The organism is Bacillus sp. SIMBA_031 (assembly GCF_046535225.1).
Taxonomy (GTDB): Bacteria; Bacillota; Bacilli; order Bacillales; family Bacillaceae; genus Bacillus; species Bacillus velezensis.
In genome coordinates, this window is sequence record NZ_JAWRXC010000005.1 from 108710 (window position 1) to 121774 (window position 13065).

Consider the following 13065-nt stretch of genomic DNA (forward strand, 5'->3'; position numbering starts at 1 on the left):
AATGCCATAGCAAACATTCAGTTGATTATTTCCATTTGTATTTATATGTCGGGCATGCTGTTTATCGGCTATTACGCCTACAGACGGACGTCAAATCTGACGGATTACATGCTCGGGGGGCGTTCTTTAGGCCCTGCCGTCACAGCGCTCAGCGCGGGAGCGGCGGATATGAGCGGATGGCTCTTGATGGGGCTTCCGGGCGCCATGTTCTCGACGGGGTTAAGCGGCGCTTGGATTGTGTTCGGACTTGTTCTCGGAGCGTGGGCGAACTGGCTTTTCGTGGCGCCGAGGCTGAGAACGTATACCGAAAAAGCGGGGAATTCCATCACCATTCCGGGTTTCCTTGAAAATCGTTTCGGTGATCATACGAAGCTTCTCAGACTGTTTTCAGGTCTTGTTATTCTTATCTTTTTCACTTTTTACGTATCATCCGGCATGGTGTCCGGAGGCGTCTTATTCAACAGCATTTTAGGGTTGAAGTACCACACGGGGCTGTGGGTCGTCACAGGCGTCGTTGTCGCCTACACCTTGTTCGGGGGCTTTTTGGCGGTAAGCTGGACGGACTTTGTCCAAGGGATCATTATGTTTGCGGCGCTTATTCTCGTGCCGATTGTGACGATTTTTCATACGGGCGGACCGGGGGAAACCGTTGCCGATATCCGTTCCGTCAACCCGGAACTGTTTAATATGTTCAAAGGGACCACCGTCCTTGGCATTATTTCTTTATTTGCGTGGGGGCTCGGCTATTTCGGGCAGCCGCATATTATTGTGCGCTTTATGGCGATCACATCTGTGAAAGAAATCAAACGCGCCAGACGGATCGGAATGGGATGGATGATTTTGTCTGCACTAGGCGCGCTGTTTACGGGTCTTGCGGGAATCGCGTATTACCACCAGCACGGACTGAAGCTGGCTGATCCGGAAACCATTTTTATTCAGCTCGGCAACATTCTGTTCCACCCGATTATTACGGGATTTCTCATTTCTGCGATTTTAGCGGCCATTATGAGTACGATTTCGTCTCAGCTGCTCGTTACGTCCAGTTCTTTAGTAGAGGATTTGTATAAGTCCATGTTCAGGCGTTCGGCTTCTGATAAGGAACTCGTATTTCTGGGGAGAATGGCAGTGCTTGCGGTGTCAATCATCGCTTTGGTGCTCGCTTGGGAGAAAAACAACACGATACTTGGTCTTGTCAGCTATGCATGGGCGGGATTCGGCGCGTCATTCGGGCCGGTCGTACTGCTCAGTTTATTTTGGAAACGGATGACGAAATGGGGGGCACTCGCCGGCATGATTGCGGGAGCAATTACCGTAATCATTTGGGCGAATGCCGGTCTTTCAGACTTTTTGTACGAAATCATTCCGGGCTTTGCTGTAAGCCTTGCCGCTGTATTTGTCGTCAGCTTATTGACACAGGCTCCGTCAAAAGATGTCACAGATCAGTTTCATGATTACCGTGATACACTTTCTCAATAAAAGCAAGGAACGAGAGGAAGAAGGGACCGCCCTTTTTCCTCTTTTCACGATACAGGCTTTCGGATCATGCCGTTTTGGGAATATGTGAATTTTTTTCTATACAAAAAGTCACCCCGCAGAGTATGATAAAGATAAAAAGAGCATAGGAGAAATAGGTATGGAAGAGCTTTTAGAGAGAGTTTTTTCATTTACGGACATTGATAAATTAATTGATTTCATCAGTTATGAATTGCAGAAGCCCGTTATTCTGGAAAGCGCGGATTTCTTTTTGCTTGCCTATAATTCTTATTACATTAATCACTTCGACTCCGCCAACCAGCAGACGATATTTTCAAAAAAATGCCCCGTGCAGATTTTTGAAAGGTTTCTGAAGGACGGGGTGATCGAAAAGCTGAAAACCGTTCCTGAACCGTTCCGTGTCGAAAAAATAGACAGTATCGGACTGAATCAGAGAGTGGTTGTAAGCGCAAAACATAAAGGGGAAGTGATGGGTTACATCTGGATTCAGGAGCTCGACCGAAACTTGACGGACGAGGAGCTCGACTTTTTATATGAAACTTCATTCCATGTCGGAAAAATCATCTATAAAACGAACCGACTGAAACAGGAAAAAGAAGAAAGAGCGGAAGACCTGGTGAAACGGGCGATCTTTCAGCAATTCTCCTCTGAAAAGGAGTTCAGGCGGGAAGCGGAAAAGATGAACGCCGTGCTGCCGTCGGTTTTTTCAGTAGTCGTCCTGCACGCCGCAAATGGGGATGGGGAGGCAGTCGAAGATGTGAAGGAAAATATCAAATCGTACTTGAATTTGCGGGATAAAGTCAGTCACGTCTTAACCATTGATTCCAATATTGTCATCGTCGTCGCAAGCTTCTCGCAAAAAAGCTCCGGCACTTCGGCAGCATCTGAATTTATCCACAAACTGCTGACTCATTTTCACTTTCAGAAGATCCCTACTCCCATCTATATCGGAATCGGCAATGAATACAGCAGCATCCTGAAGCTTGGCAAAAGTTATATAGAGGCCCTTGAAGTCATAAAGGCCGCCGAAATTACCGGAAACCAGGAAAATATCCCGTACGAATACAGTAAGCTCGGGATTTACCGCTATCTTGAAAGCATCGAAGAAAAAAACGCCTCACTGGAATATGTAAACGATGATTTAGCGTTATTAAAAGCCAAAGACAGAGAAAGCAGTACCGAACTGCTGAAAACGTTAGAAATCTATCTCCTCAATAACTGCAAAACAAAACCAGCCGCAGAACAGCTTTTTATTCATCAAAACACATTGAACTACCGTATCAAACAGATTCTTGACATGACATCAATTAATTTAAACGACTTCAGGACAAGGTGCCAGCTGTATCTCGATATCATGCTGATGAAAAAGAGATAAAAAAGAAACCAGTCGTTGTACTGGTTTCAGTTTTAATACCTTCCCGCTTAACCTCACTTCTGAATCACTCCTTTTCCGCAAGATGAGAAATGAATAAACACTGCTCCACAATATGTGTTATACTTTCATTGATATTGATTCTCAATTAAAAATGTTGAAGTATAGATATAAACGGGAGGCAGAACGATGGCGGAAAATCATGAGGTGTATGACGTCACGATTATAGGCGGTGGCCCGATCGGCCTGTTTGCGGCTTTTTATTGCGGGATGCGTGAGCTGAAAACGAAAGTGATCGAGTTTTTGCCGCGGCTCGGAGGGAAAGTGTCTATGTTTTTCCCTGAAAAAATCATCCGTGATATCGGCGGAATACCTGGGATTGTCGGAGAACAGCTGATTAAGCAGCTGAAGGAACAGGCTGCGACATTTAAGCCGGATATCGTGTTGAATCAGCGGGTGACCGGATTTGAACGGCTGGAAGACGGAACCATTGTGCTGGAAAGTTCCAAAGGGGAAAAGCACTATACACGCACGGTGATTTTGGCCGTCGGCATGGGAACGCTTGAGGTCAATGAACTTGACAGCGCGGATGCGAGCCGTTATTCGGGAAAGAACCTTCATTATAAGGTGGAGAAGCTTGATTCGTTTCGAGATAAGCATGTCGTGATTTCCGGAGGAGGAGATACCGCGGTTGACTGGGCGAATGAGCTGGAACCGATTGCGGCGTCTGTTACCGTCTTGCACCGCAGGGAGGAGTTCGGCGGTTTGGAAAGCAGCGTGGCGAAAATGAAGCGGTCTTCCGTGCGGGTGCTTGCGCCGTATCGACTGAAGCATCTCAACGGCACCGGAGAACGGATCGAGAGCGTCACCATTTGCCGAACTGAGTCCGGACTTTCTGAAGTCATCAAGCTTGATGAGCTCATTATCAACCACGGGTTTAAAATTGATCTCGGTCCGATGAAGGACTGGGGGCTTGAGATAGAAGAAGGCAGAATTAAAGCTGACAGACATATGCGGACGAATCTTCCGGGCGTGTTTGTCGCCGGTGACGCCGCCCATTATGAAAGTAAGCTCAGATTGATTGCCGGCGGTTTCACGGAGGGGCCGACCGCCGTGAACAGCGCCAAAGCCTATTTGGACCCGCAGGCGGATCAGATGGCGATGTATTCGACTCACCATAAAAAATTGGTGACACAATAAAAAAGGGCTGACCCCCGATGTTGAGCCTGGGGGTCAGAAAAGCATTCCGGCGTATCAGCTGTGAACCAGCATGTCTTTCATTTCATTTCGTATAAACGCAAATAACTGTTCCTGATTTTTCACGGCGGTAAACCCGCAGCCGGCGGGGACGTCTTCGCCCATGCAGATGACGGGAGGGCGGTTTGCTGACGGATCCGGTGATATGCCGATTTGTTTTCCGGCGCTGATCAAATGCTGAGCGGATTCTTTGCCCGTACAGATAATCATTTGCAGAGGAGACTCACTGATCGTGCGTTCGATCATGGAAGTGAACCGCTCATCCGCGATATGTTCATGGGTGATATAAAAAGAGCATGATTTTGAGTCTGACAAGTTTTCTGCTGCTTGACGGCTTCCTACAATGAGTGAATGCGGAGAATCAATTTGACATTCGGATAGGAGAAAGCCCCGTTTTGTCAGTTCCGTCTTTGCGGCCTCAGTCGCCGCATTCAGGGTTGCGGTCACCCGGCGGATGTCGATCTGCTTGAAAGCCAGTGTGTCAAAGAATTCGCATACCGCAAGGCGCGATGTGAAAGATATATGTTCAAAGGTGCTGATCTGTTTCAGGATGTTTTCGTTTGCGGGCATTTTTTTAACGATCCGCTTCGGCCATTCAATAACATCGGCGCCATACTCGCGCAGCTTGTCTGTCAATGTATGTTCTTCATCGCCATGAGTGACAACCATGATATGCCGCCCGATGAACGGTTTGCTTTCAAACCAGCTGTGTGTTTGAAAATTGACAATATCACCGATGACGATAATGGCAGGGTTGGTGATGTTTTGGCTTTGAACTTTTTCATGGATATCCTGAAGCGTTCCTTTAACGCTTCGCTGCCGCCCCCACGTCCCCCATTGAATGACGAGTACGGGAACGGAAGGGGATTTTCCGTACTCCATAAGCTGCCGGCATATAAACGACAGATTTTTAACGCCCATGTAAAACACAAGCGTTTGAACGCTTCGGGCAAGCCCTTCCCAGTCGAGATTCGGCCTGCCTTGCAATGATGTATCATGAGCGGTGATCATCGCGAAGGACGAAGCGAAATCACGATGGGTGACGGGGACTCCCGCATACAGCGGCGCTGCGATTCCCGAGGTGATGCCGGGCACCATTTCGTAGCGGATGCCGTGCTGATGAAGCGCCTCCGCTTCTTCGCCGACTCTGCCGAACACACTTGGGTCTCCGCCTTTCAAGCGGACGACGGTGCAGCCCTCCGCCGCTTTTTCAATCAGCAGGGCATTTATCTCAGACTGTTTCATAAAATGACGGTCGGGCAGCTTTCCGCAATAAATGAACCGGCAGTCCGGTGAGGCATATTCAAGAAACTTTGGGTTTGCGAGCCGGTCATACAAAATGATATCCGCTTTCTCCAGAGCCTGTTTTCCTTTTACGGTGATCAGCCCCGGGTCTCCTGGTCCCGCACCGACAAAATATACGATTCCGTTTTTCATGATGGCGTCATCCCTTCAGCAATTTAAAAAATGAAGGACCACTTGAAAAAGTGATCCGGTCTTTGCTCAATACAGGAGGTATACATTCTCTCCTTCAATCAGTGTTTCGTATGTTTTGACACAGCCATGATCCGGCTCTTGGACTTTTCCGTCTTCTAAGGAGATTTTCCAGTCATGCATCGGGCAGAAGACGTATTCTCCGCTGACGATGCCTTCAGCCAGGACGCCCCCTTTATGGGGACAGCGGTTTTCGATGGCGCGGACGCTCCCGTCAGAAAGCTTAAATACGGCAAGCTCTTTATCTTCTATATATACGGTTTTTCCTAACTCTTCGGGTAATTCGTTTACTTTGCCTATGCAAACCTTTGTCATATCTTTATTAACCATGTCCGTTCCCCCTTACTGTTTTATGAAGTCGTGACGACATTTTCGAATAGATCTTTAGAAGCTTTTTTATCTTTAAGGAAGTATTGCCACGGATCTTTGTGGACAGAGAGTGTCTCATTCATTCTGTCGTTGAGCTCCTGCCGTTTTTCCGGATCGTTTAATACGGATTGGACATGAGATAAACCGACGCGCTCAAGCCATGCGGATGTCCGCTCCAGATAGTTTGCCGTTTCTCTGTAGTACTGAAGGTAAGCCCCCGCATATTCTAAGACTTCTTCATTCGTTTTTACTTTCATCAGCAAATCACCGGCGCGCAAATGGGTTCCGCCGTTTCCGCCGACATAAAGCTCCCAGCCTCCGTCGATGCCGACAACGCCAAGGTCCTTAATACCTGATTCCGCACAGTTCCGAGGGCAGGCGGACACGGCCATTTTGACCTTGTGAGGCGTATTGAGCCCTTCGAATTTTTTCTCAAGCGCAATGCCCAGTGCCATGGAGTCTTGCGTGCCGAAGCGGCAGAATTGTTCGCCCACGCACGTTTTTACCGTGCGGAGTGTTTTTCCGTACGCGTAGCCTGACGGCATATCAAGCTCGGCCCATACTTTCGGCAGGTCTTCTTTTTTGACGCCGATGAGATCAATCCGCTGGCCGCCGGTCATTTTAACGAGCGGGATCTCATATTTGTCGACGACATCGGCGATCTTGCGGAGATCCTGAGAGTTGGTCACGCCGCCGTACATCCGCGGCACGACTGAGTATGTTCCGTCTTTTTGAATATTGGCGTGCATCCGTTCGTTCACAAAACGGGATGTTCTGTCATCCTCGTATGTAGCCGGATTAATCATGCCTAAGTAGTAGTTGAGGGCAGGACGGCATTTGGAGCAGCCCTCCGGCGTTTTCCAGCCGAGCACGTTCATGATTTCTCTTGTATGCGACAGCCCTTTGGCTTTGATTTCTTCTACGACTTCATCTCTCGATAGTGATGTGCATCCGCAAATCGCTTCTTTTTGCGCGGACGCGTCAAATTCTGAGCCCAGTGTATATTGAAGAATGTCTTCCACGAGCGGTTTACAGCCTCCGCAGGAACGGGATGCCCCGGTGCATGCTTTGATTTCGTCCGTTGATGTGCAGCCTTTTTCCTGAATGGCTTGAATAATCGCACCTTTTGAAACGCCGTTGCAGCCGCAGATGATTTCATCGTCGCTCATCGCCGCGGTCATGCTTGCGCCTGCTTCCTGATCAAGAGGCTGTAAGATTGATATTTTGGAAGTTTCGGAGATATCGGCTTCTTTTTGAATCATAGAAAACAGGCGGCCGCCCTCGCTGCTGTCGCCGAACAAAACAGCACCGACAATTTGATTGCCCCTCAGGACGATTTTTTTATAAATGCCGTCCTGTTCATCGAACACTTTAATCGCTTTTTTGTCCTCTGATTCGTTAAAGTCACCGGCAGAGAAGACTTCGACGCCTGATACCTTTAATTGAGTGGAGAGAACGGAGCCTTCATACGGTTTTGTTTCAATGCCGCAAATATGTTTGGCCAGCACTTTCGCCTGTTCATAGAGCGGCGCCACAAGACCGTATGCGATTCCGCGGTGCTCGGCACATTCACCGACCGCGTAAATGTGCGGAATGTCAGTCTGCATATAATCATTGACAATGATTCCGCGGTTTACCGGAATGCCGCTTTCTGTGCCAAGCTGTGTATTCGGGCGGATGCCGACCGCCATGACGACCAGGTCAGCTTCGATGCTTGTGCCGTCTTTGAAGCGTACGCCTTCGACACGGTCAGTACCGAGAATTTCTTCGGTTTGCTTTTCAAGGAAAAAGGTCATGCCTTGTTTTTCTAATTCGTTTTGCAGCAGGCGTCCCGCCGCTGCGTCAAGCTGGCGCTCCATCAGGAATGGGGCGAGGTGGATGACAGACACGTCCATTCCGAGATTCAGCAGTCCGCGTGCGGCTTCCAAACCCAGCAGTCCTCCGCCGATGACGGCTGCTTTTTTATATTGTTTTGACGCGGCGAGCATCGTGTCTGTATCTTTTATGTCCCGGAATGCCGTGACGCCTTGTTTGTCTGCGCCCGGAATCGGAAGGATAAAAGGGACAGAGCCCGTCGCCAGGATGAGTTCATCGTAAGGCTGGATTCTGTCTGCATCGGTGATGACGGTTTTGTTTTCCGTGTCGACTTTGATGACTGTTTCACCGGTATACAGCTGGATGTTGTTTTCTTTGTACCAGTTCCAATCGTTTAACGTAATGTCTTGAATGTCGGTATCGCCTTGCAGCACTTTTGACAGAAGGATTCGGTTATAGTTGGGATGAGGTTCGGCCCCGAATATTGTAATCTCGAATTCGTCTTTTGAAACACGCAGTATTTCTTCAATCGCTCTTACCCCGGCCATTCCATTTCCAACAAGGACTAGCTGTTTTTTTCCCATCAGATGATCCGCTCCTTATCTATGTTTTCTTTAGCGTAGCACAGCAAAAACAAATATTTAAGGTGCATGTTATGAAATGTAACAAAAAATACTAAAAAATCTAAAAATTTTATGAAAAATTATATAGGGCTGATTCGTACCGCGCACATCTTAAAACCGGGCATTTTACAGTCCGGATCCAAGGCTTCACCAATTAAATCGTTGACGTTTTGCGTGTCAGACCAATGGATGGGGACAAACAACGTGTCTTTTCGTACGTTCTCCGACCATCTGCTCCGGACGGTGATGCTGCCCCGGGGGGATTCTACTTTCACGAGAACACGGTCTTCGATATGATAGGCGGCTGCCGTTTTTGGGTGGATTTCCACAAAGGATTCGAAATGTCTTGCAGCCAGGGCGGAGCTTTTTCTCGTTTGGACACCCGTTAAGTAGTGAGACATCACCCTTCCCGTGGTTAAATAAAGCGGATAGCCGGCGCTCGGCTTCTCTTTCGGGACGGCCGGTTCATTTGGAATCACGCTTAATTCAGCTCTGTGATCGGGATGGGCAAATGAGTGCTCAAACAATCGCCCGGTTCCGGGGTGATCCGCTTCAGGACATGGCCACTGAATGCCGCCTTCCCTCCTGAGCCTGTCATAGGTGATGCCAGCGTAATCAGCAATTCCGCCGCGGCTCGCTTCTCTCAGTTCGTTAAAGATTTCCTCCGCTGACGTATAGGGAAAATAATGCCCTTTACCAAGAGCCGAGGCAATGTCACAGATAATCTGCCAATCATGTTTCGCTTCTCCGGGGCAGGTGCGGCTCGCTTCTCTTAATGTCACGCGGCCTTCTACATTTGTCATCGTGCCTTCGTCTTCCAAATAAGAGGAGGCGGGTAAAATCACATCTGCGAATGCCGCGGTCTCAGAAATAAATAAATCAACTGCGACAAAGAATCTCAGTTTCTTGATTGCTTGTTTGACGAAATTCGCATTTGGGCCGGAAACAGCCGGATTGGAACACATGAGAAACAGTCCTTTGATGTCGCCGCTATCTATTTTTTCTATCATTTCATAGGCTGAGACGCCTTTTCGCGGCAGCTCATCCTGATGAATCCCCCACACCTTCGCAATATACGCCCGGTGTTCTTCAATTTCGATAGAACGGTAGCCCGGAAGCTGATCCGCTTTTTGGCCGTGTTCTCTCGCGCCTTGTCCGTTGCCTTGACCGGTAATCGCCCCGTAACCTGAGAAGGGCTTGCCGATTTTTCCAGTGATCAGCACCATATTTAAGAAAGCTTTCACCGCCGCGGTACCGTCAGTCTGCTGTTCGATCCCCCGCGCTGTAAACAGCATGCCGGATGTTTCCTTGGCAAACTTCACGGCGGCCTTTCGCATATGCTCCAAAGGAACACTTGTCTGCTCGGAGATCTCTTCCAGATCCAAAGCGTCGGTATGCCGTTTGAGCTTATCGAATCCGTTTGTGCGTGTGCGGATAAAGTCTTTGTCTGTAAGCTGTTCGTCAATGCAGATTTTGACGAGTCCGTTTGCCAGGGCGGCGTCTGTGCCGGGCTTGATTTTCAGGTGAAGATCGGCTATTTTGGTCGTCGCCGTTTCCCGGGGGTCAATAGCGATAATGTAAGCCCCGTTTTCTTTCGCTTTATCAAAATACGGCATGATCGTCGGCTGGCATTCGGCGATATTTGTGCCTGCCAGGATGATGACACGTGTATGCGGAATGGCCGATAATGGATTCGTCAGGCCCCTGTCCGCGCCGAATGTCTGGCCGGCCGCTGTTGCTGCGGCAGACATACAGAGCCGCCCGTTGTAATCGATGTATTTCGTCTGTAAGCCGACCCGTGCGAACTTTCCAAGCAGATAGGCTTCTTCATTTGTAATGGAGGCGCTCCCGTAGACGGCCATCGCATCATTGCCGTGTTCGGTTTGGATCAGATTGATTTGTTCCTTTATGCGATTCAGCGCTTCAGCCCAAGAGACAGGCACAAATTCACCGTTTTTTTTAAGCAGGGGGCGTGTAATGCGGGATGAGTGCACGGCATGCTGATGGGCATTCATGCCTTTTGTACATAAACGGCCATGTGTCGTCGGATTATCAATGCCGATTGCAGTGTATTTCTTTCGTGCCGCGAAGGTTTGTTCCGTAAGCTGCATTTTGCATTGCATGCTGCAGAACGGGCATTGCGTCTCATATGTTTTTTCCGATTGGATATCTTGCAGTTTGTCACGGAAATAACGGAGCATCGGTTCAGTCAAAAAGCTTCATCCTTTCGTATGGCGTTTTCCCGGCAGGCAGGTTTTGCAGCAGGGATATGTCTGAACTGAGATTTTTCAGAAGCTGTGTCCGCATATCTTCTTCAAACAGCATTTCTCTGATATGGACGAGGCCGAGTCTGTCAACCCATTGATAAATCGCTTCGTTGTAGTGAGCCGTTTCGCGATAATACTGAATAAGGCCTTTCATCATAGCGGCGGTACTGTCTTCGTTATTCGTCACACAAAAAAGGCTGCCGGCGCGGGCTTGTTTTCCGCGGACGCCCCCGATATAAATCTCCCAGCAAGTTTGTGTCTGAAGCGCGCCGATATCCTGAATGTAAGCATCGGTGCAATTGTTTTCACATGACAAACTGACGGATACATAAGCGGGGACGGCAAGCATGTCGGTATCTCGTTCAATCCTGCTTGCCAGTTCTTGAAAGGAGCGATGCTGTCCGCACGTACATGCTTTGATTTGAATCGTCCAGCGGTGCCGGGGGGAGAAAACCGGCATGTTCAGTGCTTTTCTGATGCTTGCAAGGTCATTTGGCCTGATTCCGGAAAGCCTCAGCCGGTGACTGTCAGTCATCGAAACGCCGGGGATGCCGTATTCTTCGATGACGTCTGCGATGTTTTTGAGCTCTGCCGCACTTGTCAGTCCGCCGTACATTTGCGGAATCAGGGTGCATGTCTCTTCTGCCGATATTTCATTGAACTGCATAAAATCAGGCCGCGTCCTTTCCAGGTAATAGTGAAGCGCCGGAATACAAATGCGGCAGCCGTTTTCTGTTTTCCAGCCGATCTCTTTCATTACCTCGGCGGCATCAGTGAACGGACGGCGCCGAAGTTCCACGATGACTTCTTCTTCCGTCAAATCGGTGCAGCCGCAAAACGAAGGCTGGCGGGAGGGTTTTGTGTAATCATCGCTCGCCATATACTTCAGCAAGTCTTCAACGAGCGGCCTGCATCCTCCGCAAGACCCGGACGCTTTTGTCATGTGCTTCACTTCCTCCGCGGTTTTTAAGCCATATTTGTTTACCGCTTCTTCAATGGAGCCCTTGGTCACTGAGCTGCATTGGCAAATGGTTTCATGGGGAGGCATGGATTCAAAGGATATACCGCCTTGATCCGGTTCCATGAGCTGTTTTTTCACGATGGAAATATCTCTTTGCTTCACAAGACTGTCGAGAAGCCGCTGTTTACCGCGCGTGTCCCCGAATAAAATAAAGCCGGCCGGTTTATCGTCCTCAAAGAGCGCTTTTTTGTAGATGCCTGCATGCTCATCATGGAACAATATGCCGGCTGTGTGCTCATCCTCGTGCACCTTTCCTGCCGACCATACATCAATACCAGCTATTTTTAAGGCTGCAGATTGTGCAAAGCCTTGAAACCCTTCGCACGGGACGCCGCATAGATGTTGCGCGAGCACTTTTCCCTGTTCATAAAGCGGCGCCGCCAATCCGTATACAATCCCGTCATGCTCCGCGCATTCACCGACGGCATACACATTCGGTTTGTTCGTCTCCATGAATTGATTGACGATGATTCCTCGGTTCACTGAAAGTCCGGCAGATGTAGCCAATCGGATATTGGGCCTCACACCGGCGGCCATGACAATCAGGTCTGCTTCTATGGAAGAACCGTCTTTGAAACGGATGCCTTCCGCCCGTGAGTTTCCTGTAATGGATGCCGTGTCTTTCTCTAAAAGAAAGACTAAGCCTTTTCGCTCCAGTTCTTTCTGCAGCAGATGGGATGCCGTTTGATCAAGCTGTTTTTGCATAATGGCGGAAGAGTGGTGAATGACGCTGACGTCCATGCCGAGCTGCCGTAAGCCGACGGCCGCTTCAAGACCTAATAAACCGGCGCCGATGACCGCCGCCTTTTGATACCGGCCGGCCGCATTGATAAGGGATTGGCAGTCCTCTATTGTCCGAAAGCCGTACACACCTTCCTTATCTGCTCCGGGTATGGGGAGAATATAAGGAGAGGAGCCAGTTGCCGTGATGAAATGATCGTAAGTCATGCTGCGCTTTCGATCCGTTGTGACAACCTGCCGTTCTGTATCAATGTCTACAACCGTTTCTCCCGTGTAAAGCGTAATTCCGTTTTTTTCGTACCATTCGCGGCTATTCAGCGTAATGTCATCAAGCGAAACCTCACCTTGTAAAACGGAGGATAAGAGAATGCGATTGTAATTGGGATGAGGTTCGCTTCCGAAAATGACAATCTCAAACATGTCACGGTTCATCTTTAAAATGTGTTCAATACAGCGGATTCCGGCCATTCCGTTCCCTGCTGCAATTAATCGTTGTTTCTTCATTCGCCAAACCTCCTTTGCAGCAGCCTGTAAGTTTTGCTTCTCCTATGAGAAATTATGGCACATTGCCTGATTAACGCATTAAATGTGTCGCATTATCTTACACATGTC

The 13065-nt window shown here is 48.9% G+C and carries 8 protein-coding genes; 3 read left to right on the plus strand and 5 right to left on the minus strand.

Features of this window, described 5'->3' with window-relative positions:
- Positions 1-21 precede the first annotated feature (21 nt).
- The 3 genes from putP (at position 22) to SB724_RS14565 (ending at position 4066) form a co-directional block, all read left to right on the plus strand.
- Positions 22-1476: a sodium/proline symporter PutP gene (gene putP / locus SB724_RS14555; RefSeq protein ID WP_265973313.1), complete on the plus strand. Its 1455-nt coding sequence runs from the start codon at positions 22-24 to the stop codon at positions 1474-1476.
- A gap of 157 nt (positions 1477-1633) precedes the next feature.
- Complete coding sequence (putR, locus tag SB724_RS14560) at positions 1634-2869, plus strand: proline utilization transcriptional regulator PutR (RefSeq protein WP_003156600.1); 1236 nt, start codon at positions 1634-1636, stop codon at positions 2867-2869.
- Positions 2870-3055: 186 nt separating this feature from the next.
- Complete coding sequence (locus SB724_RS14565) at positions 3056-4066, plus strand: NAD(P)/FAD-dependent oxidoreductase (RefSeq protein WP_265973314.1); 1011 nt, start codon at positions 3056-3058, stop codon at positions 4064-4066.
- 54 nt (positions 4067-4120) lie between these two features.
- Here SB724_RS14565 and cobA read toward each other — a convergent pair whose 3' ends face one another.
- The 5 genes from cobA to nirB form a co-directional block, all read right to left on the minus strand.
- The gene (gene cobA / locus SB724_RS14570) at positions 4121-5560 is read right to left on the minus strand and encodes a uroporphyrinogen-III C-methyltransferase (RefSeq protein ID WP_410571685.1); all 1440 of its coding nucleotides are present in this window, start codon (positions 5558-5560) and stop codon (positions 4121-4123) included.
- 66 nt (positions 5561-5626) lie between these two features.
- Positions 5627-5947: a nitrite reductase small subunit NirD gene (gene nirD, locus SB724_RS14575; RefSeq protein ID WP_410571687.1), complete on the minus strand. Its 321-nt coding sequence runs from the start codon at positions 5945-5947 to the stop codon at positions 5627-5629.
- 20 nt (positions 5948-5967) lie between these two features.
- Positions 5968-8385, minus strand: coding sequence for an NADPH-nitrite reductase (gene nasD / locus SB724_RS14580; RefSeq protein WP_108725175.1), 2418 nt, complete (start codon positions 8383-8385; stop codon positions 5968-5970).
- Between the two features lie 119 nt (positions 8386-8504).
- Positions 8505-10637 (minus strand): assimilatory nitrate reductase catalytic subunit NasC, encoded by a 2133-nt coding sequence (nasC, locus tag SB724_RS14585; RefSeq protein WP_410571689.1) that lies wholly within the window; start codon positions 10635-10637, stop codon positions 8505-8507.
- Positions 10630-12957, minus strand: coding sequence for a nitrite reductase large subunit NirB (gene nirB, locus SB724_RS14590; protein ID WP_410571691.1), 2328 nt, complete (start codon positions 12955-12957; stop codon positions 10630-10632). The genes nasC and nirB overlap by 8 nt, the downstream gene beginning before the upstream one ends.
- Between the last annotated feature and the right edge of the window lie 108 nt (positions 12958-13065).